Annotated in this window: 20 protein-coding genes; 8 read left to right on the top strand and 12 right to left on the bottom strand. The window is 63.2% G+C overall.

What is annotated here, in order from left to right; all coding sequences use genetic code 11:
• Positions 1–358: 358 nt before the first annotated feature.
• From AWB70_RS28100 to AWB70_RS28070, 5 genes are all read right to left on the bottom strand, one after another.
• Positions 359–1,360 (bottom strand): LysR family transcriptional regulator, encoded by a 1,002-nt coding sequence (locus tag AWB70_RS28100; protein WP_053571055.1) that lies wholly within the window; start codon positions 1,358–1,360, stop codon positions 359–361.
• A 70-nt stretch (positions 1,361–1,430) separates the two neighbouring features.
• Complete coding sequence (locus tag AWB70_RS28095; protein ID WP_053570884.1) at positions 1,431–2,288, bottom strand: N-formylglutamate amidohydrolase; 858 nt, start codon at positions 2,286–2,288, stop codon at positions 1,431–1,433.
• A gap of 103 nt (positions 2,289–2,391) precedes the next feature.
• Positions 2,392–3,723 carry an epoxide hydrolase family protein gene (locus AWB70_RS28090; protein ID WP_053570883.1) on the bottom strand — a complete coding sequence of 444 codons (1,332 nt, stop codon included), beginning with the start codon at positions 3,721–3,723 and terminating at the stop codon, positions 2,392–2,394.
• A 913-nt stretch (positions 3,724–4,636) separates the two neighbouring features.
• Positions 4,637–5,368, bottom strand: coding sequence for a Crp/Fnr family transcriptional regulator (locus AWB70_RS28075; RefSeq protein WP_045458777.1), 732 nt, complete (start codon positions 5,366–5,368; stop codon positions 4,637–4,639).
• Between the two features lie 762 nt (positions 5,369–6,130).
• On the bottom strand, positions 6,131–6,877 hold the full coding sequence (locus AWB70_RS28070; protein ID WP_063786738.1) for a peptidoglycan DD-metalloendopeptidase family protein: 747 nt from the start codon (positions 6,875–6,877) through the stop codon (positions 6,131–6,133).
• A 381-nt stretch (positions 6,878–7,258) separates the two neighbouring features.
• On the opposite strand from AWB70_RS28070, the gene AWB70_RS28065 reads away from it, so the two are divergent.
• The 5 genes from AWB70_RS28065 to AWB70_RS28045 all read left to right on the top strand — a co-directional run bounded on the left by AWB70_RS28065 (position 7,259) and on the right by AWB70_RS28045 (position 10,937).
• Positions 7,259–7,714, top strand: a complete 456-nt coding sequence (locus tag AWB70_RS28065) for a hypothetical protein (RefSeq protein WP_053570881.1) — start codon at positions 7,259–7,261, stop codon at positions 7,712–7,714.
• Positions 7,715–7,957: 243 nt separating this feature from the next.
• Entirely contained in the window at positions 7,958–8,581 is a 624-nt protein-coding gene (locus tag AWB70_RS28060) for a septal ring lytic transglycosylase RlpA family protein (RefSeq protein WP_235024374.1), read from the top strand.
• An 82-nt stretch (positions 8,582–8,663) separates the two neighbouring features.
• Complete coding sequence (ppnP, locus tag AWB70_RS28055) at positions 8,664–8,984, top strand: pyrimidine/purine nucleoside phosphorylase (RefSeq protein ID WP_014193901.1); 321 nt, start codon at positions 8,664–8,666, stop codon at positions 8,982–8,984.
• A 77-nt stretch (positions 8,985–9,061) separates the two neighbouring features.
• Positions 9,062–10,090: a type IV toxin-antitoxin system AbiEi family antitoxin gene (locus AWB70_RS28050; protein ID WP_053570880.1), complete on the top strand. Its 1,029-nt coding sequence runs from the start codon at positions 9,062–9,064 to the stop codon at positions 10,088–10,090.
• Complete coding sequence (locus AWB70_RS28045) at positions 10,068–10,937, top strand: nucleotidyl transferase AbiEii/AbiGii toxin family protein (RefSeq protein ID WP_082378169.1); 870 nt, start codon at positions 10,068–10,070, stop codon at positions 10,935–10,937. Before AWB70_RS28050 ends, AWB70_RS28045 begins: the two co-directional genes overlap by 23 nt.
• A 4-nt stretch (positions 10,938–10,941) precedes the next feature.
• On the opposite strand, the gene AWB70_RS28040 is transcribed toward AWB70_RS28045, so the two are convergent.
• A complete protein-coding gene (locus tag AWB70_RS28040) occupies positions 10,942–11,958 on the bottom strand; it encodes a 1-aminocyclopropane-1-carboxylate deaminase (protein WP_014193898.1) in 1,017 nt (338 codons plus the stop codon).
• A 145-nt stretch (positions 11,959–12,103) separates the two neighbouring features.
• Here AWB70_RS28040 and AWB70_RS28035 point away from each other — a divergent pair, with 145 nt between their 5' ends.
• Together AWB70_RS28035 and AWB70_RS28030 are read left to right on the top strand one after the other, a co-directional pair.
• On the top strand, positions 12,104–12,631 hold the full coding sequence (locus tag AWB70_RS28035) for an Lrp/AsnC family transcriptional regulator (protein ID WP_053570878.1): 528 nt from the start codon (positions 12,104–12,106) through the stop codon (positions 12,629–12,631).
• Between the two features lie 83 nt (positions 12,632–12,714).
• Positions 12,715–15,102: a penicillin-binding protein 1A gene (locus AWB70_RS28030; RefSeq protein WP_053570877.1), complete on the top strand. Its 2,388-nt coding sequence runs from the start codon at positions 12,715–12,717 to the stop codon at positions 15,100–15,102.
• 86 nt (positions 15,103–15,188) lie between these two features.
• Here AWB70_RS28030 and AWB70_RS28025 read toward each other — a convergent pair whose 3' ends face one another.
• Complete coding sequence (locus tag AWB70_RS28025) at positions 15,189–16,409, bottom strand: glycoside hydrolase family protein (protein WP_014193895.1); 1,221 nt, start codon at positions 16,407–16,409, stop codon at positions 15,189–15,191.
• 1,297 nt (positions 16,410–17,706) lie between these two features.
• Here AWB70_RS28025 and murJ point away from each other — a divergent pair.
• On the top strand, positions 17,707–19,074 hold the full coding sequence (gene murJ, locus AWB70_RS28020; RefSeq protein WP_053570876.1) for a murein biosynthesis integral membrane protein MurJ: 1,368 nt from the start codon (positions 17,707–17,709) through the stop codon (positions 19,072–19,074).
• Positions 19,075–19,458: 384 nt separating this feature from the next.
• Here murJ and AWB70_RS28015 read toward each other — a convergent pair whose 3' ends face one another.
• From AWB70_RS28015 to AWB70_RS27995, 5 genes are all read right to left on the bottom strand, one after another.
• Positions 19,459–21,402: an acyltransferase family protein gene (locus AWB70_RS28015; RefSeq protein ID WP_053570875.1), complete on the bottom strand. Its 1,944-nt coding sequence runs from the start codon at positions 21,400–21,402 to the stop codon at positions 19,459–19,461.
• Between the two features lie 66 nt (positions 21,403–21,468).
• Entirely contained in the window at positions 21,469–22,479 is a 1,011-nt protein-coding gene (locus tag AWB70_RS28010; RefSeq protein ID WP_053570874.1) for a polysaccharide deacetylase family protein, read from the bottom strand.
• 5 nt (positions 22,480–22,484) lie between these two features.
• Positions 22,485–23,570, bottom strand: a complete 1,086-nt coding sequence (locus tag AWB70_RS28005) for an EpsG family protein (protein WP_233409297.1) — start codon at positions 23,568–23,570, stop codon at positions 22,485–22,487.
• 44 nt (positions 23,571–23,614) lie between these two features.
• Positions 23,615–24,631: a hypothetical protein gene (locus AWB70_RS28000; protein WP_053570873.1), complete on the bottom strand. Its 1,017-nt coding sequence runs from the start codon at positions 24,629–24,631 to the stop codon at positions 23,615–23,617.
• Entirely contained in the window at positions 24,631–25,794 is a 1,164-nt protein-coding gene (locus AWB70_RS27995) for a glycosyltransferase family 4 protein (RefSeq protein WP_053570872.1), read from the bottom strand. The genes AWB70_RS28000 and AWB70_RS27995 overlap by 1 nt, the downstream gene beginning before the upstream one ends.

Here is a 25,794-nt window from a genome sequence, read left to right as displayed (position 1 = left end):
GCGCGCGCACTTCGACCACATCGTTCGAGAAATAGCGCTTGCCGCCGATGACCGTCGGAATCTCGACGACGTCGCGCAGCTGCAGCGCTTTGCCGAGTTCCGCCGCAGCGGCAGTGCCCGGCCGGAAGCTCACTTCTGTTTCGTTGGCCGGCAACGGAAATTGTGGGCGTGGATTCACGGTTGCTCCTTATGAGAAACGATGGCACGACACCGCAAGCAACGCACGCATCCGATGGAAAGCTCACTTGCCGGTGCAACTCGATACCGAGCGTATCGGCTGCAACATGGCCCGCTGCTAATTAAACCCCGGCTTATGCATTGAATCGGGCGCGGTGATCAAGCCGGCCCTGTGTGCGGCTCATTCGTCCTCGGGCGGGCACACTTGCTCATGCGGCAGCGCGAGCGCCTGCGCGATATCGCGCGAAACCTGACGCTCGTAGGCGCGCCGCAGCAGATCGTGCAGTTCCGTCGGCAGATTGCCGAGCTCGTTTTCGCGATACGCGAGATAGAAAGAGCGGCTCAAGCCCTGATACGCGCGCCCGTGCCGCGAGAACGACGACAGCGGCACCACGCGCACGTCCGGCACGTAATGCCGCGATTGCCAGAGACACAGCGGCGTCGTGATGGCGAAACCGAGGCCCGCGGCGACGAGACTCAGCATCGGGTCGGTCGCATCGAATTCGCAGGTACGCTCGATGTTCTCCCCGTTCGATGCGAGATAGGCATCGACATGCTGGCCGATCACCGAGCGCGCGCTATAACGGATGAATTGCAGATGCCGGCTCAGTTCGGCGATGGTCGTGAAGCGGTCGACCTCGAAGCCGCGCGGCAGAACGACGAAGTACGACTCGGAAAAGAGCTTTCGGCGGCGGATGCCGGGCGCCTGCGAAAAGCCCGTCGTCGTGATGGCCATGTCGAGCTGGCGTGCTTCGAGCTGGCCGTCGAGCGTCGGTGTGATGCCCGACCACAGGCGAATCTGATGCGACGTGCCCGACAGCGCCTTGATGATGATCGGACCGATGGTCGCGGCAAAAGAGTCCACGCAGCCCAGACGCACCACGACGCGTTTCGCGCGCGTCACGTTGCGCACGCTCTCGACCATCTGATCCGCGCCTTGCAGAAGGACCGTGGCGTGCTCGAAAAGCCGCTGCCCCGCCGCGGTGGGACGCGCGGGGCGCGTCGCGCGATCGAGCAGCGTGGTATCGAGAATCGTCTCCAGCGCCTTGATGCGTTGCGAAACGCCGGCCTGCGAAATGGCCAGGCGGTTCGCCGCGTCCGAAATGGAACCCGCTTCGACCACCGCGACCCAGCTCGCGAGCAGGTCCCAGTCGGGATAGTGTTCAGGTGCGCTCTCTTTCATGGTCGGCAACGGAGTGAAAGCCGAATGTAGCATGCGGCCCGCCTACGTAAAAACGCATCGCACGACGGCATCAGACGGCGGGATCGTCGGCGACGAGACGGGCGTCGAAACGCGCATCGGCGGGCGGCAGGCGGCCCAAGGCGGTGCCGAGCGCATCGAGGATCGCGTGCATGTCGCCGGCGTCGGCGGTGTTGGCGCCGGTATCGCTGGCATGCGCCTGCAGGTCGAGCTCGCCGCGCCAGCGCCCCGCCACCTCGACTTCGATCACGTGGATGCCGTTGTCCGGCATGCCGTAGCGCCGCGCCGCGAAAGCGTCCGCGAGCTTGCCGTTGACGACCCACGAACGGCCCTTGCCTTGCACGGCTTCCGTGAGCGCGGCGACGAGCCGCCGGTCGCACGACGCGCCCTGATGCGTTCCCGCGTTGCAATCGGGCGCGCCGGTATCCGAACGATACGGCGAAAGCCACGAACTCGCGTGCGACACGAACAGCAGCACGTTGCCGTGCAGGCCGCGCAGCCGCAGCAGTTCGTCGGTCAGCGCCGCATGAAACGGCCGCCAGTAGCGATCGACACGCTGTTCGACCTCCGCCTCACTCGGCTCGCTGCCGGGCGCATAGAGCGCCTCGCCGCGCGACGTGTGCGTGCGGCACAGCCCGGTGCGGTTCAGCCGCTGCGACAGCGGACGATTGTCGAGCGCCACGTTGAGGTCGATCACGCACGGATGCACCTGCGCCGCGACGCTCGTCACGTCGCGCTCGCGCGCCGCCGCGAGAAGCGCGACGCCGGAGGGATCGGAAAGGCGGCCGCCGATAGGCCGCCATGCGGGTTGCGCGAGCAGCGCGTCGGGCAGCGCCGTGCCGGTGTGCGGCGTGGCGAGCAGTATCGGCGAGTCGCCGCGAATGACGTGTCCGTAGGCCGGCTTCGGCATGTGAAACCCTCCGATGTTCACGACAGCGTAGTCCAGTCCGCGCGAACGCCGGCAAGCATCCAGCGCCGCTTTTTCTTAGCATAAGCGGCGCTTACGTTGCGCTTTAGCCTTGGCGCAGCGGGCGGAAGCTCTCGCGAATCTCGGCCGTAAAGGCTTGCGGTTGCTCCCACGCCGCGAAGTGCCCGCCCTTCGGCAGCCGGTTGTAGTGAATCAGCTTCGGATACGCCTTTTCCGCCCAGCTTTGCGGCGCGGCGTAGATTTCATCGGGAAACACGCTGACCGCGACGGGAATCGCCACATGTTTCGGCGCGAAGAACACGAGCTTGTTTTCCCAGTAGAGCCGGGCCGACGAAATCCCCGTGTTCGTGAGCCAGTAGAGCGTGATGTTATCGAGGATGTCGTCGCGCGACAGTCCTTCGCGCTCGCCGGCGAACACGCGTGCGATGAGCGCCTGGCTGGCCGCGTCGTGATCGATCATCCACGCGGCGAGGCCGATCGGCGAATCCTCGATGCCGTAGAGCGTCTGCGGCCGGTTCGCCATTTCCTGCGCGTAGCCGAGGCCGTGCCGGTAGAAGAAGTCGAGCTGATCGAAGGCGTGTTTCTCGTCGGCCGAAAGTCCCGCGGGCGCGGGTTCGCCGAGCTTGAGCGCGTTCGCGATATCGTCCGGCACGGTCGCCGGCATGTTCGTGTGAATGCCGATGAGTTCCGGCGGTGCGACGAGCGCCATCTGCTCGGTCACGGCATTGCCCCAGTCGCCGCCTTGCGCGACGTAGCGCGTATAGCCGAGCCGCTTCATCAACGCGATCCACGCGCGCGCGATGCGCTGCGGGTCCCAGCCGGTCGCCGCCGGCTTGCCCGAGAAACCGTAGCCGGGCAGCGATGGAATCACGACATCGAAGGCATCGGCTGCGCTGCCGCCGTGCGCGGTCGGATTCGTCAGCGGATCGATGATCTTCAGTTGCTCGATGATCGAGCCTGGCCATCCATGCGTGACGATCATCGGCAGCGCGTTCGGATGCTTCGAGCGGACGTGGATGAAATGAATGTCGAGGCCGTCGATCTCGGTGACGAAATTCGGCACGGCGTTGAGCCGCGCTTCGGCTTTGCGCCAGTCGTAGGCGCTCACCCAATAGCGCGCGAGCTGTTGCATGGTTGCGAACTGCACGCCTTGCGACGCATCGGCGACGGTTTCGCGTTCCGGCCATTTCGTCGCTTTCACGCGGCGTTTCAGGTCGGCGATTTGCGCATCCGATGCATGCACGCGCAGCGGACGAATGGCGGTCTTGTCGCCGCTTGTGACTTGCACGATGCCGGCCGTGCTTTGAATCGGTTCGTCGGCGAAGGCCAGGCGCGTGAACGCGCCGGCGGCGACGGTGGCTGCCGCGACGCCGATGAAGCGGCGGCGCGACGGCGTTTCGATGAAGGTCTTGGACATACAAGGCTCCTGTGTTGAGCGAACGAGGAGGAGCGATGTGTGCCGCGGTATGTCGATTTTCTTCTTCTTGCCGTACTCAGACCGTCACCGCCTCGATGCGGGTTAGGGGCATTATGTGCATGTGCACAATGCGCGTAAATGCAGGCGCGGGTACAACTCTTTTGTCGGCTGGGAAAGAGTCTTCTATTTCCTTTTTGCGAGCATCAATTGGTTGCGGGGGAGGGCTGCTGACGCAGCTAGTCGGGGGGTTGAGGGCTTGTTTTTTTCGTGGAACTTGCTTTGTTGTTGGTTTATTAGCACTGCCCCTCCCCGGGGCGGGGGTAACTTTCTTTGCTGCTGCAAAGAAAGTCACCAAAGAAAGCAGCTTTGTCACCGCCCGCGGTCACACGCAGTTTGGCCACTCTTCTCCTCCAAGGCGGCACTCGCCTAAGTGTCGCCCTCAAAGGACCCGTCGGGCTTGGATCGCGCACGGTCTGACTAGTTAGTAAACCAAAATTATTGGCTCAGCACAAAATGGCTCCGGCACAGCGCTTCGCGCTGCCGCAGGGTACGCAAGGGAAACCAGCGAGCACGAAGGCGCACGCAAACCCGATAAGCCCGTCGGCCGCGAAGCAGGGCCGGAGCTTGAAATGGCTGTACCAATACATTTAGTGGTGCGATGAGCCGGACCGTGCGCGATCCAAGCCCGACGGGTCCTGTGAGGGCACTCTTTAGGCGAGGGCCGTTCCCCGAGGAGAAAAATGGCCAACGTGCGTGTGACCGCGGGCGGTGAGAAAGCTGCTTTCTTTGGTGACTTTCTTTGCAGCAGCAAAGAAAGTTACCCCCGCCCCGGGGAGGGGCAATGCTAATAGACCAACACGAAAACGGGATCCGGCGAAACCAAAACCAAACCCCGCCCCACCACAAAGCCCCTTCAAACCACCGCTTCCATCTGCCGCCGCGGCAACATCCGATCAAACTCCCGCTTCACAATTCCATAACACTCACAAGCACGCTCTTCCAGCCCGGCGCGATCCAGAATCTTGATACACCCGCGGCTATGATGAATCAGCCCCGCATCGTGCAGCTTGCCCGCTGCCTCGGTCACGCCTTCGCGGCGCACGCCCAGCATATCGGCGATCATCTGCTGCGTCACACGCAGCTGATCGTTCGGCGTGCGGTCCGTCTGAATCAGCAGCCAGCGGCACAGTTGCTTCGACAGCGAGTGATGGCGATTGCATGCCGCCGTCTGCGCCACTTGCGTGAGCAGAGCTTGCATGTACAGCAGCATCACGCGGCGCAGAAAGTCCGAACGGCCGAAGGCCTCGCGCAACGCGCCCGCGCTCATGCGATACGCGACCCCCGCGCATTGAACCTGAACGCGTGTGGGCATGGTGTCGCCGCCCGTGAGCACCGGAACCCCCGACATCCCTTCACGGCCAACTGCCGCAACTTCGACGGAACCGCCGTCTTCCATCGTATGCAGCAGCGAAATAATCGCCGTCGTCGGGAAATAAACGTGATGAATGCGCTGCCCCGAATCGCACAGCAACTGCTCCGTGCGCAATTGAACGAGTTCGAGGTGAGGCGCGATGGCTTGCCATTCTTGCGGCGGAAGTGCGCCCAACAAATGGTTGCCGTGCAGGTCTGATTGAAGTGTCAACATTTTCGTTTTTCTCGTACGTGTGCGCCTGGCGCTTTCGATTTTTTCTGGCTCGCAACAGGATCCGTGCATGCATCTGACGGCGTACATCGAATCCTGTTGCGACCAGCCCCGTAGCACGAATCCGTCGCTTCTTGTTTCGTTGGAGAATCGCGGTGTTCTTCGTGCGTGGTCGTACATTAGCGAGAGCCGTGCCAACGCCCGCCAATCCTTATACCAGTGAGGGTTTGCGCGATTCGTGGCGCAACGCTCGCTATCGTCCGACCAAGTGCGCGCAAAATTGATTCAAACGTGAAAAGCGCTCGTCATACGGATTGCGCGCCGCCAGCGTTGGCGAACAAACGTTTTCTTCTGCGGAATGCCCTGCCAGTATGGGTTTCAGCGATGCGCCCCGCCGCCGCTTCACCGCGCTTTGGACGTACGAAAGCCTTGCCGCCGTAGAAACGGCTAAAGCGCAAAAAATGTTGCATGCGTGGTTAACGGCTGCGAAGGCGGCGTCCGCAGGCGAGGCCTGGCGCACTTTGAAAGCCTTATGCGGCGGGCTTGCGCGCTAACTGCTCGCAAATGCGGGCCCTGCTATGCATGATCGGGGCCGGATTTGCGGCGCGCGAAAAAATGTTGCATCGCTTATACCCGTTGCCGATTCTTCTCGGCGCGAGCGCACAAATCTTGAGTGCAAAAATGTGGCGCTCGCATCATTGAGCGAGGTGGGTTCGTGCTCGGCCACTCATATCGGCATGGAGCGAGACAAAGGCCGATGCATTTCTACTGCGAGCCGAGATACGCTGACGGATCGACGGGAGTCCGGTCCTTGCGAACTTCGAAGAGAAGCGACGACGGACCGTCGGGTTGAGCGCCCATTTCGGCAATTACCTGTCCTTGCTTCACTGTGGCGCCTTCGCGTACGAGCGTTCGACGCAGCGTGCCGTAAGCCGTAATCAGATGTTGGTTGTGTTTGATCACGACCAGATTCCCATATCCCGGAATATTCTTGCCGAGATAGACCACGCGTCCATCGCGAACCGATTTGATAGGGGCGCCCGCGCTGCCTCCAATCCTGATTCCCTTCGAGCCTGCCGTTCCAAACGCCGCGATGACGGGACCGTTCACGGGCCAGGGGAATGCGCCGGCCCTGGGTTCCACGGCGGGCGCTGACGCGGTTGCAGGCTGCGCCGCAGCCACAGTCGGTGGCGGGCCGACGTGCAAGCGCATGCCGGGCACCACGTTCGCGTCCGCCGTCATGCCGTTCCAGGCGGCAAGCAAGGACACGTCGCGGCCATACGCGACGGCGATCGAAGCGAGCGTGTCGCCGGGCGCGACAACGTAGTAGCCGGGCGGGGTCGCGACCTCGACAGCGCGTACAGTCAACGAGTCCGGACTGGCGGGCTCGGGCGCCAACTTGGGAGCGTTGCCCGCGCAACCCGTCAATATAAGAGATGCACACATAAATACGGATGCTGCGCCTGCCTTTTTACGCCGCGCGCCATGCGTATTAATCGAATTGAATTGCATTGAGATAGTTGTTCGAGAATCTTGAGTCTGTAAAGTGAATCGGCGCCGACGCTAACGCTGCTTACGATCGGTATTTGTATAAGCCCATTTTAAAATCTCCTTATTATGCCGGGCCTTGTCCCTGCTCGATGTCAGCCTTGCCGCCTGTGCCGATGAATGCCGGCAAGAAAATAGAGTGGTCGCGCGAAGTCGGCCATAAGAAAAATCCGATATGAGATGGCCGCATCGCACCAACTCGCCATGAAAATGGAATGTGAAAAACCACAACTTATCAATGGATCGTAATAATGTTTCGTTTCTGGATTATCGAGTCAACGCTATCGATTTACTGACGTTAATGTCCGACCGATTACTTGAATCGGCATTAAACGAGAATCAGATATGCAAAAAAAGATCATCATGGCCGCTGTCGCGGCATTCGTTTCCGTCGGCGCATTCGCGCAACAGGTCGATTTCTCGGCACTGCCGCAAGCAGCGCAGAACGAACTGCTTCGCTCCGCTCGTGACCAGATCGTGCAGTCCGTGCAGAACCAGGTAGCTCAGTCCGCACGCGATCAGATCGTGCAATCGGTTCAGAACCAAGTGGCCCAGTCCGCGCGCGATCAAGTCGTCGCTTCGGTGAAGGATCAAGTCGCGCAATCCGCACGCGAGCAACTCGTGAACAACGCGAACGGCGATCAAAACGTCGAAAAGGCTCCGGTCAAGAAGCACAAGAAGGCGAAGCGCAAGGTGAAGCACCATACGAACCACGCGAAGGCGCACGCGACTCCCGAAGCGGCTTCCGCACCGGTAGCGGCCGCCTCGGCTCCGACGCCCGCTTCGGCTCCGAAGCAGTAAGACTCTTCGGCTCGGGGAAGCGGCGCGGTACACCGCTGAGACCGCAAGCCGAACACCTCGGTCATCCCGCCGCCGACAACGACGCAAGCATCCCGCGTTCCGATGCTTGCGTCACTCATACATGTTCGACGCTCGCCTGGCGAAGTCGAACGTGTCATCCCACGGCGGCGCCTCTCTTCATCTCTCATCAGGTGCGCGTGCCGGATCACGTTCGGCTTCGCACGCTTTTCAGTGGGGAACGCCGTGTCGTATCGATTGATTCCGTGGGCCGTTTGTGCGCTGCTCGCAGGATGTGCGGGGCACATCAAACAGCCTTCCAGCAAGGAGGATTTGGCGTCGACCATTCCGGGCAAGGTAACGCCGGACATGAACGTCGAAGCGAGCGCAGCCAGTGCGTCATCCGCCGATAGCGCGCCCATCCTTGCCCCGGCAACGCTGGCGCCTGAGCCAACCGCGGCATTCAACTTTGCTCAAACCGGCATAGCCTCGTGTTACGCGAGACGCTTCCAGGGACGCCGTACCGCGAGCGGTGAACGTTTTGATATGCATGCGTTGACAGCCGCGCATCGCACCTTGCCTTTGGGAAGTTATGCGCGTGTCAGCAACGCTTCGAGAACGCGATCGGTCATCGTGCGCATCAACGATCGGGGCCCCTTCGTCAAAGGGCGCGTCATCGATCTGTCGTCCGCGGCGGCTCAAGCGCTCGGTATGTCGGAGGTCGGCACACAGTCCGTGATCGTGGAAGGCGTGCGTCGTGAGGACCACGTCATCGTGTCCGCCAAAAGATCACATCCATACGGCCACCACGCGCATCGACGGCATGCTTCGGCGGCTCACGCGCATGCGAACGTTCATCGGCATAGTTAAACGCATCCCCTTTTCAGCCTTTGGACGCAACGCCTTTTTTGTATGATGGCGGATCCAAACCGATGACATAAAGGAACACGCCATGACCGCTGCAACGCAATTCGACCAGGTTTCCGTTATCAAGCGCGCCAACGTCTACTTCGATGGCAAGTGCGTCTCGCACACGGTGCTCTTCGCCGACGGCACGAAGAAGACGCTCGGCGTGATCCTGCCCGGCGCGCTCAACTTCGGCACCGACGCGCCCGAACTCATGGAAGTGCAAGCCGGCCAATGCCGCATCCGTCTCGACGGCAGCGACGAATGGAAGACGTACGGCGCGGGCGAATCGTTTTCGGTGCCGGGCAAGAGCCGCTTCGATATCGACGTGATCGAAACGCTCGATTACGTTTGCAGCTATCTCTGATTTCAACAGTTGTCCAATTTTTATCTCTGTCCACGTTACGTGTACAATCATCAAAATTGGACGCTCCGAGTTTTCCAATGCAGCCTTCCACCAACGATCGCTCAGAACAACTGGCCGAAGCCGCCGCCGCCGCGTTCAGCGAGGCGACCGGCTTCACCGCCCGCCGCGTCGCAACGCCGAAGCGCGGCGATAGCGACGCCGCCATCGAATTCCGCTTCGGCGGCGCGCGTTTCAAGCGTGCGGTGCAGGTGCGGGAGACCATCGACCGCTTCGCCGCCTTGTCCGCGCACAGCGAAGTGCTCATCCGCGACAGCGGCAGAAAGCCCACGCTCGTCACCACCTACCTCTCGCCGGACATGATCCGCGCGTGCCGCGAACTGGGCGTCGACGCGCTCGACCTCGCCGGCAACGCGAGCCTCGTCGAAGGCGATAGCCTCGTCGTCGTGTCGGGGCGTCCGCGCGTGCTGCAAAACAACGCGCGCCGCTCCGCAAACTGGACCAAAGCCACGCTGCGCGTCACGCTCGCGCTGCTCATCACGCCTGCGCTGCTGGAGCGCGGTTATCGCGAGATCGCGCAAGTCGCGGGCGTCAGTCACGGCACGGTGCAGAACGCGCTGCGCGCGCTCATCGACCATCGCGACGTGTTCGAGCGGCCCGATGGCCGCGGTCTGCAATTCGCCGACAGGGCACGGCTGATCGACGAATGGGTCACGCTGTATCCGCGGCAATTGCGCGAATCGCTGGTGCTTGGGCGCTATCGCGCAGAGTCGAACGACTGGTGGCGCGACGTGCCGGATCTGGCCGAACAATGCCGCTTCGGCGGCGAGCCCGCCGCGGCCATCCTCACGGATTATCTGAAGCCCGCGACGGTCACCGCCTATTGCGCCGACGCCATCCCGCGCGAGTGGATCATGAAGGCGCGTTTGCGGCCCGATCCCGCGGGCAACGTCGAATTCCTGCGCGCGCCGGTGCCGTTCGCGTCCATCGACGGACTGCCGCCCAACGTCGTCGCGCCGCTCATCGTCTATGCGGATCTCGTCGCGAGCGGCGACCCGCGCAATCTCGACACCGCGAGAATGCTGCGTGAACGCTACCTTGCCGCTTGAACTGCTGCCGCACCGGCCGATGGACGCATCGACCGTTACGATGCTGCGCGAAGTCGTCGCCGCTGCCGATGCGATGCGCATCGCGTGGTTCGTCGGCGGCGCGAGCGCGCGCGACATCCTGCTCACGCACGTCCACGATATCGAAGCGACGCGCGCCACCGCCGATATCGACATCGGCGTGTCGATACGAAGCTGGAGCGGCCACGACGCTCTGCGGCGCGCGCTGATCGCCTCGGGCCATTTCACCGCGCCGAAAGGCTCGGCGCATCGGCTGAATTACAGCGCGCCGGAGAGCGGCGCGCGCACCTGGCTCGACATCGTGCCCTTCGGCGGCGTGCAGGATGCGCAAGGCGAAATCGCGTGGCCGCCCGACGGCTCCGTGCGCATGAATGTCGCGGGCTTCCGGCAGGCGCTCGATGGCGCGCTTGCCGTGCGCATCGCGGCGCATCTCGTCGTGCCGGTCGCATCGCTGCCCGCGCAGGCGATGCTCAAGATCATCGCGTGGCAGGACCGGCACACGTCGGATCGCAAGGACGCGATCGACCTGCTCTTTCTGATGGCGCGTTACGCGCAAGCGGGCAACATCGACCGCCTGTACGCCGATGCCTTCGATCTCGTCGAGCGTCACGGTCACGATCCGGACATCGCGGGCGCGGCGCTCCTCGCACGCGACACGGCCGCGCTCGCCGATGAAGACGTGCGCGCGCAAATGCTCGCGATCCTGCGCCCGGACGATCCCGCGCCGCCGATCCTCACGCATATGCTCGGCGCGCGCATGCCGGTCTTCGAAGACGACACCTCGGAACGCGTCGCCGCGCTGTTTCACGCGTTCCGCGAGGCGCTGTAGCGCGTCAGCCGTTGCGGAACAGATAGCTATACGCGTTGAGCGCGGGCACGCCGCCAAGATGCGCGTACAGCACTTTCGAGCCCTCGGGGAATTCGCCGTTGCGCACCATCTGGATCATGCCGTCCATCGATTTGCCTTCGTAGACGGGATCGGTCAGCACGCCTTCGAAGCGCGCGCACAGACGGATCGCCTCCAGCGTGCCGTCGTTGGGCAGGCCGTATTCGGGGCCGCCGAAGCGCGTATCGAGAATCACGTCGTCGGGCGTAATGTCCTGGCCGAGATCGACGAGTCCCGCCGTGTGCTTCGCGATGCGCACAATCTGCGCGTGCGTCTGTTCCGGTTTCGCCGACGCATCGATGCCGATTACGCGCCGCGCGCGCCCGTCCGCCGCGAAGCCGACGACCATGCCGGCCTGCGTGCTGCCCGTCACCGAGCACACGACGATGTAGTCGAACTTGAAGCCGAGCTCCGCTTCCTGCGCGCGCACTTCTTCCGCGAAGCCGACGAAGCCGAGCCCGCCCAGCGGATGCTCGGAGCAACCGGCGGGCACCGGAAACGGCTTGCCGCCCGCGGCGCGCACGCTTTCCATCGCCTCCTGCCAGCTCTTGCGAATGCCGATATCGAAGCCATCGGCAACGAGGCGCACGTCCGCGCCCATCATTCGCGACATCTGGATATTGCCGACGCGGTCGTAGACGGCGTCCGAGTAATTGACCCAGTTTTCCTGCACGAGCACGCACTTCATGCCGAGATGCGCCGCGACCGCCGCGACCTGCCGCGTCTGATTCGACTGCACGCCGCCGATCGACACGAGCGTGTCGCAGCCTTCCGCGATCGCCTCGGGAATCAGATATTCGAGCTTGCGCGTCTTGTTGCCGCCGAACGCCAGACCGCTGTTGCAGTCCTCGCGCTTCGCGTACAGCTCGACCTTGCCGCCGAGATGCGCGGAGAGGCGTTTGAGCGGCTGAATGGGCGTCGGTCCGAAAGTGAGCGGATAACGCGGAAAACGTTGCAGGTTCATGATCGGCGACCTCGTGAGGGTGGAGTGCCCATCGTAGTGATTGTCGGGATCGGCCGGGTTGCGAAAAAATTGGCTTTTTTCTAACGTTGCAAGATGCTCTTCCATTACCGCGAACTTTTGTTTCGTCGATAGACGGCTCAACGCAATGAAAAAACCTGCATCAGCACCGGACCCGCGTCCCACGGGCGTTCAGACCGATCGCGTCGATCGCGCGATCCTGCGCCAGCTTCAGCGCGACGCATCGATCTCCAACGTCGCGCTCGCGGAGAAGGTCAATCTGAGCCCGCCCGCGTGCCTGCGGCGCGTTGAACGGTTGCGCGAGGCCGGACTGATCCGCGCGACCGTGGCGCTGCTCGACCCCAAGGCGCTCGATGCCGGCATGCTCGTCCTGATCGGCGTGATTCTTGATCGCTCGACGCCCGATTCCTTCGCCGACTTCGAGAAAGCCGCGCAGAAAGTGCCCGGCTGCATGGAATGTCACGTCGTGACCGGCGAATTCGATTTCTTCATGCTGATCCGCACGCGCGACAGCGAGAGCTTCAACCGCCTCCACGCCGAAAAGCTGCTCTATCTGCCGGGCGTGCGGCAAATCCGGACGTTCATCGTGCTGCGCGAGATTCTTTCGACGACGGCATTTCCTATCGGCGATTCGGCCGGCGCGCGCGCGTCGTGACGGCGGAGACACTTTTGCGAAAGACCTGCTGAAAAATTACGCTACGATTCAGGGTTTTCCATGCCTGGACATCCCGTTCCGTCGTGACCGCGTCTGATTTCAAAGCTTTTGTCCGCGCGGCGCTGGCCCGCGCCCTATCGTGGCTACCGTGGCTGCGCCCGCATCTGCGGCCCCGCTCGCTGCTGCTCCTGCCCGCGCTGCTTCTTATTTATGTGCTGGTGCTGATTCCGTTTACGCCCGGCATTCGCGATATCCGCCGCGCGAAGGTCGATCAGCCCGCGCAGATCTATTCCGCCGATGGCAAGCTGCTCGCCGAGTTCAAGCCGACGCATCGCGAATGGGTGAGCCTGAAGGACATTTCGCCGCAAGTGATCGACGCGCTCATCGCGACGGAAGACCGGCGCTTCTATCAGCATCACGGCATCGATTTCCGGCGCACGGCGGGCGCGGCGCTGCGCACGTTCTCGGGCGACCGGCAAGGCGGCTCGACGCTCACGCAGCAGCTCGCGCGCAATCTGTATCCCGAGGACATCGGCCGTTCGCAGACGCTCACGCGCAAAGTGAAGGAAGCGATCACCGCGTTCAAGATCGAGGCGGTCTATTCGAAGGACGAGATCCTCGAAACCTATCTGAACACGGTGCCGTTCCTCTACAACGCGTACGGCATCGAAATGGCCGCGCGCACCTACTTCGACAAATCCGCCGGCCAGCTCGACGTGCTGGAGAGCGCGACGCTCATCGGCATGCTGAAAGGCAACAGCTACTACAACCCGGTGCTCAATCCCGAGCGCGCGCTCGACCGGCGCAACATCGTGCTCGGGCAGATGGTGAAGTTCGGCCACTTGCCGCCCGCAAAGCTCGATGCGCTCAGAAAGCGCCCGCTGCGCATCGACTTCGAGCGGCAGACGGAGGAGCCGGGACGCGCGCCGCATTTCGCGCAGCAGTTGCGCAAATGGCTGATCGCGTGGGCCGACGACAACGACTACAACATTTATTCCGATGGCCTCGTGGTGCGCACGACCATCGATTCGCGTCTCCAGACGATGGCGACGAACGCGCTCGCGCTGCAGGGCAACCAGTTGCAGTCGATCGCGAATGCGGCGTGGGGCGGCCGCGGCGGCTGTGCGAACGCGAACGCCGATCTCGCGCATGCGTTCATCCGCGAGACGGATCCCTACCGCGCGCTGCGCACCAGCGGCGCGAACGATGCCGACGCGCTCAAACATCTCGGCGCGGACCGCGCGTTCATGCAGACGCTGTGCGAAGACAAGACGCGCGTGCAGGCCGCGTTCGTCGCGCTCGATCCGCGCAACGGCCAGATTCGCGCGTGGGTCGGCAGCCGCGATTTCACGCAGGATCCGTTCGATCACGTCGCGCAGGCGCGCCGCCAGCCCGGCTCGACCTTCAAGCCCTTCGTCTACGGCGCGGCGTTCGATCGCGGCGCGAAACCGGCGGACACGCTCGTCGATCAGGCGGTCGAAATTCCGATTCGCGGCGACGAAATCTGGCGTCCCACCGACGATTCGCCGCCCTCGGGCCGCCCGGTGAGCCTGCGCGACGGCATCGCCTATTCGAAAAACCGCATCACCGCGCAACTGATGGAATCGGTCGGGCCGGCGCGCGTCGCCCGTCTCGCGCGCGACATGGGCGTGCGCGAAAGCCATCTGGACGTGGTGCCGTCGCTCGCGCTCGGCACGAGCCCGGTCACGCTGAAGGAAATGGTGTCGGCGTACGGGACCATCGCGAACGACGGTAGTTATATAGAGCCGCTGCTCGTCACGCGCATCGAGAACAAGGACGGCGAGGTGCTCGCGCAGTTCGAGAGCCAGCCCGAGCGCGCGCTCTCCGTCGATGCGACGCGCAAGCTCGTCGACGTGATGCGCGACGTGATCAATCGCGGCACGGGTACGGCCATCCGCACGCGCTTCGGCGTTCGCGCGGACGTCGCCGGAAAGACCGGCACGACGCAGGACAACGCGGACGGCTGGTTCATCCTGATGCATCCGCAACTGGTCGCGGGCGCGTGGGTCGGCTTCAACGACAGCCGCGTCACGCTGCGCAGCGATTATTGGGGACAAGGCGCGCACAGTGCGCTGCCGATCGTCGGCGACTTCATGCAGCGCTCGTTGCGCTCGCATCTGATCGACGCCCGCGCGCGCTTCGACACGCAGGAAACGCCGGGATTCTGGGAAACGAGGCTCACGCGCCTGCGCACGTGGATCGCGCAGACCTTCACGAGCGAGCCGAAGCCGAGCGCGGCGAAGCAGACGTCGGTGCAAAAGCCTGCTCGCGTGAAGCGCGCGCCGGCCGAACCGGAAGCCGAAGTGACCGAAGCGCAGGCCGAGCCGCCCGTGTTCACGACGCTGCCGCCGATTCTGCCGGCGCCCGGCGCGGCCAGCGGCGCGGCGGCGTCCGCCGCACCGGCTGCGCCGCCCGCGCCGCCCGAAGCCGCGTCCGACGCGCAGCCATAGCGATCCCGCCCCGACGCGGCACAAAACGAAAAAAACGCCATGCGGAAAAAATTCCGCATGGCGTTTGTCTTTCGTCGCGCCGCCGATTACGACTTGACGATCGTCGGGTTCGTGACGTTGATGCGCGGACCGTTGTTGTCCCACTGCTCGACGATCAGCGGGTACTTCCACTTCGGGTTCGAGCTGCTGATCTGGCCGTTGACGATGTAGCCGTCGAGCGACAGACCCTGAACCGCGAACGAACCGCCCTGGCTGGTCGTATCGACGTGGTTGTTGATCGCGATCGTGACCGTCTTGCTGATCGGACCCGGCAGCGAGCCGAACCACACGTTGATGCCGCCGCCCTTGCAGTTGGCCGTCGTCGGGCTGTTGATCGTGATGTTCTTGAACACGGCCGAGTTGTCGTTCGGTTCGAAATCGAGACCGCACGCCGGCGCCGTGCCGTTGATGTTTTGCCAGATCGGGCTGTTGAACGTGATCGTGTCGCCCGAGATGATCGACACGCCCTGGCGGCGGCAACCGTCGGCCTTGTGGTTGTCCACGCGCAGGTTGTACGTCGGCGTGTTCTTCTTGGACTGGCTGTCGTTGATGTAGATGCCGTCGCCCCACGTATTGATGGTGGTCGGCGAGGTCAGCGTGACGTTCGTCGCGCCCATGATCGTGAAGCCCATGCCGTGCTCGCCGCCCGACGCCGAGTTCAGTTCCTTGCTGCCGTCGAGATACGCGTTTTCGACGACGACGTTGCTCACGTCGACGATACGCATCATCTGGTAGATGTCGGCGTTGTGCGACAGGAGCTTGATCGATGCGCCCGATGCGAAACGGATGTGGCTGTTCGAGCGCAGCGTGAGACCGGTCGTGTCGATACGGACCTGGCCCGAGATCAGGAGAATCTGACCGACGGAACCGTCGATGGCGGCCTGGAGCGCAGCGCGGTCGTTGGTCTTGCCGTCGGCCTTCACGCCGAACGACGAAGCGGCGATGGTGCCGGCGGTGTCGGCCGCGGCGGACGTCGAGCTGGCGGGCGCCGGGGCGCTCGCGGGCGCTGCGGCGCTGGCCGACGATGCCGGCGTGGCCGAGCTCGCGGGCGTCGACGGGCTGGCGGTGCCGCTGCCGCCGTTGTTACGGCGTCTCCAGCGGTCAGCAACCGAATCCGGCGTGCCGTCGCCGCCACCGCCGCATGCGGCCAGCACCATTGCGCCACCGCCCGCGATGAGCGACGTCAGCAGCTTGCGGCGGGTTGCGAGGGGAGCGTTGACGACGGTGATGTCTGCCTGGTTGTCTGCCTGAGTGTTGTTCGGAAGCATTAGTCTTTCCAGTTTTTGATCGTGCGTGAGCGACGGGGCGTACCCATCTCTGCGACATCGGCCGCACGCGACGTTTCTTAAGGGCGATGAGATGACCAACGCAAAATCAGCAGGCGCAAACGTTTGCGCCGCCCAGCGCTCGACAGTCGCACAGGGCGACTCCGATAGGCATCTCGGCGAAATACGAACGACTTCGGGATTAGAGGGCCGGATTAACCCGGATGGATCTCATTCACCCGCGCCCGGCTGGCCAGACGGCCTGCGGAGCGCTGAAGTCTGACGGGAAGTAATTACCGTCTTTTATTAATACTACAGATTGTTACGGGGCGTTTCTACCCGCTACTTGTTACAGAATGTACGCTTGTAACTTTTTATTTTCCTTTTCCCCTGCTCTTATGCGGCGCATTTCCCTTTCTAATCGGCATGGAGACAATTAATCCATCTCACCATTTATTGTTAATATCGTATATTGAAAACCAATCGTAATCCGCATTCGATACGACGATTAAGATTCGTATGAACAAAATGGAAAGACATAACGAACGTTCACGCTCCGGGCCTTGTCAGAACCGCGATGCGACGCCCCGCAAAGGCTTGACGGGCTTGGCTTTTGTATAACGAAACGATCACGGAGGCGGCGATTGTTTCGTCTTTAAGCACGGTAACTGCGTGTGATTCCCAATCACACTCCCGCTTATGTGCGCTTTCGTACGTCCGTGCATGCACCGGAATGGAATCATTAGCGGATTAACCATCCGGTTCGCCCGGGGAAATAAATTTTGTAAGCGCCGGAATCAAAATTTTTTTAATCGGCAGAAGAAAGACCCTACTCGGTGTAACCCTTATCGGGTTTCTACTCATTACCGGCCGTTTCACCGGAAACCGAGTACCGACAATGCTCGAGCGGCTATTTCTAATAATCTGATCAAATAAAAAGCGGGATAATCAGCAGACGAATAAGAAAAGGCTGGCTTTACTCATACGGTCGTACCGGTCATATGTTCCATTTCGCACCGAACGTCAGCCGCCCAAATATTAGTCTCAAGCTGGGTTTCGCCTCGCCGGACCGGCAACTCGCCATGAAAGACATGCTTTCCCTGCTTTCCGACCGTCCACGCGGCCGCGCGACGGCCTCCGCGCGGCCAGGTGCCTTAGCGAACAGTCGCGCCGCCCGACTTCATGCACGCTCCTCCACTCACACGCGAGCGCCGTCGGCTGCCGCGGCCTTCAATCGCAAGACCCGTTTCGTCCTGACGTCGAGCCACCCGACGAAAGGCTCCCAAGCAGGAGGAGTACAGTGCTGAGCACAGCGGTGCAATCGGTTAGACGCCGTCTCGGCGGAGTGCATCAGGATCACAAACGCATCGCGAGAAGCGCGGTCGTGCTCCTGGCATTCGTGATCCTCGGAAAGTGCATCGGCGCGTCGAAGGAAATGGCGATCGCCTATCGCTACGGGATCAGCGGCACTGTCGACGCGTATCAGCTCGCGCTCACGCTCGTCACCTGGCTGCCGACGATGCTGACGAACGTGCTGAGCGTGCTGCTGATTCCCGCGCTCGTCTCGCTCAAGGACGACAAATCCGAGCAGAACGGCTTTCTCGGCGAGCTCGAAGGCGTGGGCCTCGTCATCGGTCTTTTGTCCTGTCTGCTGCTCTGGCTGCTCTGGCCTTTCATGGCGGAGGCGGTGGGGAGCAATCTCGCCGAATCGACGCGCGAGATTTGCCGGCACATGATCATCGGCATGACGCCGGTCGGCGTGCTCACTTTCACGATCTGCATCTCGTCCGCCCGGCTCCAGGCGTCCGGCAAGCACATCAACACGCTGCTCGAATGCGTGCCGGCCATCGGCCTGCTCGTGTTCGTGCTCGCCGCGCACGACAGCGAGTCGATCTGGCCGCTCGTCGTGGGCACCTCGCTCGGCTTCGTGGTGCAGTCGGCGTGGCTGCGGATTCTCGCGCGCCGCGCCGATACGATGCCCGCCGCGCCGCGCGTCTCGGCGCGCGCGAAGCAGTGGCCGGCCACGATCCGCTCGATGGGCACGCTCACGATCGGATCGCTGGTCGCGGGCCTCTGGCTTCCGCTCGATCAGTACTTCATGGCGCAACAGGGCGACGGCGCCATCGCGACGCTCGGCTACGCGAACCGGCTGCTTTCGCTCGTGCTCAGCATGGGCGCGCTCGCCATCACGCGCGCGACCTTGCCGATTCTCGCGGAGATTCTCCATCGCGGCGATCACGCGCGCGCGCGCAGCACCGCGCTGAAGTGGTCGGGCGTGATGACGGCGGTGGGCCTGAGCGGCGGCATCATCGCGTATGCGCTCGCGCCGTTCGTCGTCAAGCTGCTCTTTCAGAAGGGCGCCTTTACCGCGGACGACACCATCGCCGTCACGACGCTCTTCCGCTACGGCCTGCTGCAAGTGCCCTTCTACTTCGGCATGTGCGTGCTCGTGCAGTTGTTCGCGAGCGAGACGCGCTACCGGGCGATCACCGTGTTCTCGTTGATCGGTTTTGCGACGAAGGTCGTCGCCAATATCATCCTCATCCGCCTTTACGGGGCGCAGGGTGTGCTGCTCGCGACGGGCATCGGCGCGTTCGTGGTGCTTGCCTGCTATATCTTCTGGACGCGCTTTGCTCCACCGTTCGTGGCGCCGGAAGCGAGAAGCTGAACAGATCGACCCGAATGAGCGAATGAAGGACGACGGCCTCCGAATGGAGGCCGTTTTGTTTTGGGTGTATCGGGGCTGCGGATGCGGTTGTGGGGGTCACCGCATCGCACGTCGCCGTCACGCTTCCAGTCGGCCTCTCGCCGCATCCTCGCCGCATCCTCGCCGTGTTCTGGCCGTGTTCCCGCCGTTCTGGTCAATCTCGCCGCTGCTCGCCACATCTTCGCCTTGTTCTCGCCGCATCCTCGCCGCCTTCCCGACTACCTCGCGCCCTTCGACCGACTCCCCACAAACCACCGCTTCAAACCCCCAAATGCAAAACGGCCTCCCGAAGGAGGCCGCGCAATCGAAGCAACAGCGAACTTTAGAACCGGACGATCCCCCGCCTCACCCCTGCTCGAAAACCCGCCTGAACATCGGCACGAGGAACCGATTACCGTACTCGCTCATATGGTGATAGTCCGAATACAGCGGCCGGCCTTCATGCGAGCCCATGCACTTGCCGTCCGGGCACAGATATGGACGCGGGTCCAGCAGATGAATGCCGCACTGGTCGTGCGCATCATCCATCGCCTTCAGCAGGGCGCCGTTGCGCGCGACGTAATCGTTCAGCGGTATCGACAGATCGGGCGCCTTCGGGTTTCGCATCTTCTCGCGCGCGAGCGTCAGCGGAACGTTGAAGTCGAATTCCGGAATCGGCTCGACGAGATAAACCGGTCGGATCTTCGAGATGCGGCAAACGGTCGAGAGCAGATTCTCGCGATAGCGCTCGGTCGTGAAGGGCGCGCGCGTCTGTCCAGGCGCGTCGAGGTTGACGAACGAAAAATCGTCCATCGTCGGGCCGGACCAGTACTGCGACCAGTGATTCGCGATGATCACCGGCGTCTTCGCGGTCTGATCGCGGCTCAGGATCTCGATGTACTTCCGGTCCTGATCGAAGCAGTCTCCGTTGCCGCGACGAATGCCGTAGATCGTCGGGCATCCTTCGATCGTGATCAGCAACACGTCTCCCGGGTGGCCGTTAGGCACCGCTTCGACCACGGCTTCGGCGATCGCTTCCGCGTGACTGTCGCCGATGACCACGACGCGGCTCGACTTCTGGCGCGCGGCGACGTCGCACGGATCGATCATCATGTGGCACTTCGTCGTGTGCGGATTCGTGTCGTAGGTCTCGCTATCGGCGATGGACACCGAGCGGTCGAAGCGCCCCGGCACGCCCTGGCTCGCATAGATGCTGCCGCCGCCCACCGCGAGCAATAGCGTGAACACGAGCATCGGGCGCAGCGTCATCAGCCGCGGGAACATGCGCGCTTCGCCGCTCGCCGGCTTTCTCGTCTTCGATTCGACGAGCGCATACGACAGATAGCCCATCACGAAGCCGCCCGCGATGGCCGCCACGCGCCAGGGCAGCGAGCCGTCCTTGTCGAAGTACGTGAGCGCGACGACGAACGGCCAGTGCCACAGATAGACCGAATACGAAATCGTGCCGATGAACTGCGCCGGCCGATTGCCCGTGAAGACCGACTTGCCGCGCGCCGCGAGAATCACGAGCGCCGTCCCCAGCACCGGCACGAGCGCGAGAAAGCCTGGCCACGCGTCGTCCTCGTTGAAGGTCAGCGCGCCGTAGACGATCATCGCGAGCCCGACCAGCTCCATCGTCCGGCGCATGGGCCGCGACGATCTCGACGCCTCCATCGGAAACAGGCACACGAGCCCGCCCGCGAGCATTTCCCAGGCGCGCGTCGGCAGAAGGAAGAACGCGGCGGTCGGCCATTTCGTGGGATCGGAGAGATAGGCGCACACGGCGAACGACACGAGCGCGACGCCGACGAGCGCGATCTTGGTGCCGCGCAGCCCGAAGAGCTTGCGCACGAGCAGGATGCCGAGCGGATACAGCAGATAGAACTGCCACTCCACCGACAGCGACCACGTATGCAGCAGCCACTTCAGGTGCGAGCGGACATCGAAGTAGCCTGCTTCGCGCCAGTAGACGATGTTGGAAAAGAACCCGAGGCTCGACGCGCCCGCCTTGCCGAACGCGCGGAATTCCGACGGCAGGAACACGAGCCAGCCGAACACCGTGAGCAGGAAGCACAGCACCGCGAGCGCCGGAATGATGCGTCTCGCGCGGTCCGCGTAGAACTCCATCACTGAGAACTTGCCCTTCTCCATCCGCCTGAAGATGATGCTCGTCATCAGGTAGCCGGATATCACGAAGAACACATCGACGCCGATGAAGCCGCCCTTGAAGCCGGGTACGCCGAAATGGAAAAGCACGACCGCGATAACCGCGAACGCGCGCAGGCCGTTGATGTCGCTACGGAAGTTCATCTTCCCTTCCCCTTCTTTTATCTATGTGTGCGGCGCGCGCTTGCCGGAGGGCGGCCGGAACGAACATCAAACGATCAGCCCGAACTCCATTTCCGCGAGCCGGTTGTCTTCCGAGCGCGTCGCCCGCGCGACTTCCGCCATGGTCGCGGGCTGCACGCCGTAGGTGTCGCGCAGATGCGCATGGTGCTTGAGCACCGCTTCGAGCACGGCGAGATTCTCGGCGAGATTCGCGCCGAAGTTATGCGGATGCCACCACAAATGGAACGAGCGCCCCGTGCGCGCCGCCGAGGTCATCGACTGCTTGATGCGACGAATCCGCAGCCACTCCAGCGCGCGTTTGTTGCGCGCGTAAGGGCGCAGAAAGCGGCTCGATCGCACGTCGACGAGACCGCCCGAGGGCTGCGGATCGAACGCGTGATCGCCGGAGATATTGATGTACGCATCCGCGAGACGCGCGGCGCGGCGCACCGCGGCTTCATCGGCGCGCGAGGTTTCGCGGTACATCCAGTTGCGCTCGGTGCCCCGGTACGCGATCAGCCCGTTCGCCCGGCACACCGACAGATACGCGTTGTTGGTCTGATTGCGCGGAAAGACGATGCTCGCGGGCGCATCGGCGAGACGCTTGATCGACGCGACGGACGCTTCCATGTCGGCGGCGAACTGCGCCTTGTCCTGCCCCGCTTCGAGACAGTAGTAATGGCAGAACGTATGGCTCGCGAGCTCGCTGCCTTCGGTATCGACGATCTGGCGCGCGAGCGACAGGCCATAGTGGTACGGATCGCTTTTCTCGTTGTCGCCGATCGAATCGAGGTAGCCGCCCGTATACGGGCTCAGCTTCGCGTCGGTGTAAGTCGGGCGGACGTCGGGCAGATTCGCGAGCAGGTCCTTCTTGTTATCGAAGAGCAGCATGCCGACCGTCGCCCACGTCGCCTTCACGCGATACTTCGTGAACATGGCGAGCATGGCCGGAATCGCCTCGCGCACGCCGAGGATGTTCTTGCCGTACGTGGCGATCGAGCGATGGTCGCGCACGCCCCACATCAGTTCGAAATCGAGCGAAATCAGGAAGTAGGACATCGTCGTCAGGGCATCAGGAAGTAATGGTAGACGCCTTCGAAATAACTCTTCGTGGCATCGGCGGCGACGGCGATGAACACCCCGAGCGTGATGGCGAGCACGGCGGCGTTCTTGAGCTTGATCTCCGGCGCGAGGAACGGCAGGAGCAAGGGCACGCAATACCAGACGCGGCCCTTCGCGAACGGGAACACGAAGAACGCGACGACGAGATACACGAAGAGGCCCACGTGCATGATCGACATGCGCGAGAGCGAAAGCTGGCGCGGCGTGTTGGGCGCGCGCCAGGTCGAGTACAGCACCATCACCGAAGCCATCGTGTAGAAGAGCAGCAGCGCGAGCAGCTTGATCGTGAAGTTTTCCTGATAGCCGGTGTATTCGTCGATACGCCGTCCGCCGTAGTTCGCGAACAGGAACTTCGCCGCCGACGCCAGCACGACCGCCGCCACGCTCACCGCGACGAGCGCCCGGCCCTTCTTCTCGCCGCATATCACGGCGGTCAGGAGAAAGGCCGTCGGCACCGCGAAGGTCGTGTGCACGAAACTCGCGACGCCCATGCCGAGCGTCGGCCGGTTAAAGCGCAGCGCGAACAGCATCGCGATGGCGAGCCCGAAGCCCTGACGGATCTGGAACAGCCCGACTGTTGCGAGCGCGTACGGAATGACGAGCCACAGCACGAGGCCGATGAGCGGCCGCCGCGTCTGCAGGAGCGCATACATCACGACGAGATTGAGCAGGATCACCGTCGTGCGGATGCCGCCTTCGGGCGACACGCCGAAAGCGTTCAGAAAGATGACCCATGACCGCCAGCCCAGCTCTTCCGTGATGAGGCTGATGAGAAAGCCGATATCCGACTCGCGGCTGCGGTAAAACTGCACGAGCCAGTGCCAGTCCGTCGAACGGAAATACTGGATGTACGCTTCCTGGTCGAAGATCAGCCCGACGCTGCGGTCGCGAAACGCAAGAATCGACAGCGTGGCGATGGCGAGCGCCAGAAACGCCCATCCCGAGGGCGTCATGAAATACGCGAATCCCGTCACCCGTCTCGCGGGCGCGCGTTGCTGCGCGGTGTTGTCCATTGTCGTTGCTTGCATCGCTTGGCCTTGTTTTCGCTTTAGTTATAGTGTTTCGGCGGCTTCTATGGCACGAGCCGCAAATTCGTGACGACGATCTTCGGTCCAGCCCTGTCATAGTCGATGCTCTCGACCGTCGACATCCGTGCGCCGACCCACGTCGGCGAATGACTGACGATTTGCCCGGACACTTTGCGCCCGTTCAGCTTGAGCGACGACACCGCGAATGCGGCATCGGTCGCACTTTCGTCGCGATGATTCGTGATGCCGATATCGACATGCTTCGGCACCGGTCCCACGATCTCCTCCAGCCAGACGATGATTCCGTACCGGCAATTGCGCGTCACCGGATTGACGATGCGGATGTTCTCCAGAATGTCGGCATTGCTGTTCGGCTCGGCGTCCATGCCCGCTTCCGGCTGCGTGCCGCCGATGTTCTCCCACAGCGGGCTTTCGAACACGATATTGCGCCCGCTGATGATCGAAAGCCCCTGCCGGCGGCACCGGTTCGCGTGATGGTTCACCACGCGGATATTGCTGCTGTACTTGAACGGCACCTCGTAGCTGTTGGCGATATAGATGCCGTCGCCCCAGCAGCCGACCGTCTTCGGCGAAATCAGCGTCACTTCCGTGCTGCCGGCGATGGAAAGGCCCATGCCGTGGCCGTTCTCGCGCAGCGCCGGCTTGGCGGCGTTCAGCTCCTTGCTGCCGTCGAGCACCGCGTTTTCGACGAGCACGTTGCTCACGTCCCAGATGCGGAACATCGAATAGAACGACGTGTCGTGCGGCAGCAGCTTGATCGACGCGCCCGGCGCGAAACGCACGTGGCTGTCGCGGCGCAGATCGAGCCCTTTCGCGTCGATGCGGCACTGGCCGGTGATCAGAAGCGTCTGATCGACGGACCGGTCGATGGCGTTTTGCAGCGCGATGCGGTCGTTCGTCTTGCCGTCGCCTTTCACGCCGAACGACTTGTCGGTGACGACCTCGCGCTTGACCGCCGCGCGCGCGCCAAAGCCCGCGGCGCCCATGGCGCCCGCGGCCCCGATCAGCAGAGAGTGAAGGACGCGCCGCCTGTCGACCATTAGGCTTTCTCTCCCGTCACCGTGTGCCGATAGCCCGCGCCCATGCCCTCGTCGCCGCGCTCGCGCGCGCCGAGCCGCGAAAAGATGCTGTCCCACTGGCGCAGAATCGCCTGCGACGAATAGCGTTGCCGCACCGATGCCGCGGCCTTGCGCCCGAGCTCCGCGCGCAATGCGTCGTCCGACATGACGCGGCGCAGCGCCTCGGTGAGCGCGGCCTTGTCGCCGGCCGGCACGAGCACGCCGTCCTGGCCGTCGCGCGTCAGCTCGCGCGGGCCGCTCTTGCAATCGAACGCGACGGTGGCGAGACCGAGCGCCATGCCTTCGAGCATCGCCATCGGCAAGCCTTCGTAGCGCGACGACAGCACGAACGCGTCCGAGCGCGCCATCTCTTCCCAGGGCGTCGTCGTCTTGCCGGGCATCAGCACGCGCTCGCCCATGTTCCTTTGCGCGATCTGCGCTTCGAGCGCCGCGCGCTCCGGGCCTTCGCCCCAGATCCACAAGTCCCAGTCCGGAAACTCCGGCGCGAGCGTCGCGAAGACGTCGATCAGCCAGTCGAAAGCCTTTTGCGTGTTGAGCCGTCCCACCGCGATCAGGCGCTTGCGCGTGCTCTTTTCGACGCTCGCGGGGTCGAGCAGCAGCAGTTCGTCCGGCAGCGGATTCGGCACCACGTCGATGCCCTTCACGCGCGGCACCATCTTGCGGAACGACGCCTCCATGTTGTCCGTGAGCAGCGTCAGCAAATCGGCGGACGGATAGACGAAGCGGCACATCTGCATCATGAGCTGCGAGCGGCCGTCCGCCGACGGATCGATATGCTCGCTCGCGATGACCGGAATGCCGAGGCCGCGCGTCGCGAGAATCGTCGTGATATTGACGTTCGAGAGGAACGACACGACGACGTCGGGCGCGCTCTCGCGGATCAGCGCGCGCAGCGCCCGGAAACGCGCGGGATATTGCAGCATGCGCGCGCCGGCCTTCACGCGATCGGCGAGAAAGACGCAGCGCACGTTCGGCGCGAGCGGATAGAAACAGGCGCCGCGGCCGCTGTACGTAATGACGAGCGTGACGGTGTCGCCGCGCTGCGCCCACGCGTTGACGAGCGACGCCGCCACGCGCTCCGCGCCGCCGCTTCCCATCGAACTGACGACGAGCATGATTTTCAT

This window comes from Caballeronia cordobensis, assembly GCF_001544575.2.
In the GTDB taxonomy this organism is placed as follows: Bacteria; Pseudomonadota; Gammaproteobacteria; order Burkholderiales; family Burkholderiaceae; genus Caballeronia; species Caballeronia cordobensis.
The sequence above is the reverse complement of the archived record's forward strand: the minus strand, read 5'-3'. Positions and strand labels throughout refer to the sequence as shown.

Coding starts and splice junctions, on each gene's coding strand:
- ppnP (WP_014193901.1), top strand. CDS start 8,664: ATGACCGCTGCAACGCAATTCGACCAGGTTTCCGTTATCAAGCGCGCC.
- AWB70_RS28050 (WP_053570880.1), top strand. CDS start 9,062: ATGCAGCCTTCCACCAACGATCGCTCAGAACAACTGGCCGAAGCCGCC.
- AWB70_RS28010 (WP_053570874.1), bottom strand. CDS start 22,479: ATGTCCTACTTCCTGATTTCGCTCGATTTCGAACTGATGTGGGGCGTG.
- AWB70_RS28075 (WP_045458777.1), bottom strand. CDS start 5,368: ATGTTGACACTTCAATCAGACCTGCACGGCAACCATTTGTTGGGCGCA.
- AWB70_RS28005 (WP_233409297.1), bottom strand. CDS start 23,570: ATGCAAGCAACGACAATGGACAACACCGCGCAGCAACGCGCGCCCGCG.
- AWB70_RS28095 (WP_053570884.1), bottom strand. CDS start 2,288: ATGCCGAAGCCGGCCTACGGACACGTCATTCGCGGCGACTCGCCGATA.
- AWB70_RS27995 (WP_053570872.1), bottom strand. CDS start 25,794: ATGAAAATCATGCTCGTCGTCAGTTCGATGGGAAGCGGCGGCGCGGAG.
- AWB70_RS28090 (WP_053570883.1), bottom strand. CDS start 3,723: ATGTCCAAGACCTTCATCGAAACGCCGTCGCGCCGCCGCTTCATCGGC.
- AWB70_RS28040 (WP_014193898.1), bottom strand. CDS start 11,958: ATGAACCTGCAACGTTTTCCGCGTTATCCGCTCACTTTCGGACCGACG.
- AWB70_RS28015 (WP_053570875.1), bottom strand. CDS start 21,402: ATGAACTTCCGTAGCGACATCAACGGCCTGCGCGCGTTCGCGGTTATC.
- AWB70_RS28065 (WP_053570881.1), top strand. CDS start 7,259: ATGCAAAAAAAGATCATCATGGCCGCTGTCGCGGCATTCGTTTCCGTC.
- AWB70_RS28025 (WP_014193895.1), bottom strand. CDS start 16,409: ATGCTTCCGAACAACACTCAGGCAGACAACCAGGCAGACATCACCGTC.
- AWB70_RS28035 (WP_053570878.1), top strand. CDS start 12,104: ATGAAAAAACCTGCATCAGCACCGGACCCGCGTCCCACGGGCGTTCAG.
- AWB70_RS28070 (WP_063786738.1), bottom strand. CDS start 6,877: ATGCAATTCAATTCGATTAATACGCATGGCGCGCGGCGTAAAAAGGCA.
- AWB70_RS28000 (WP_053570873.1), bottom strand. CDS start 24,631: ATGGTCGACAGGCGGCGCGTCCTTCACTCTCTGCTGATCGGGGCCGCG.
- AWB70_RS28100 (WP_053571055.1), bottom strand. CDS start 1,360: ATGAAAGAGAGCGCACCTGAACACTATCCCGACTGGGACCTGCTCGCG.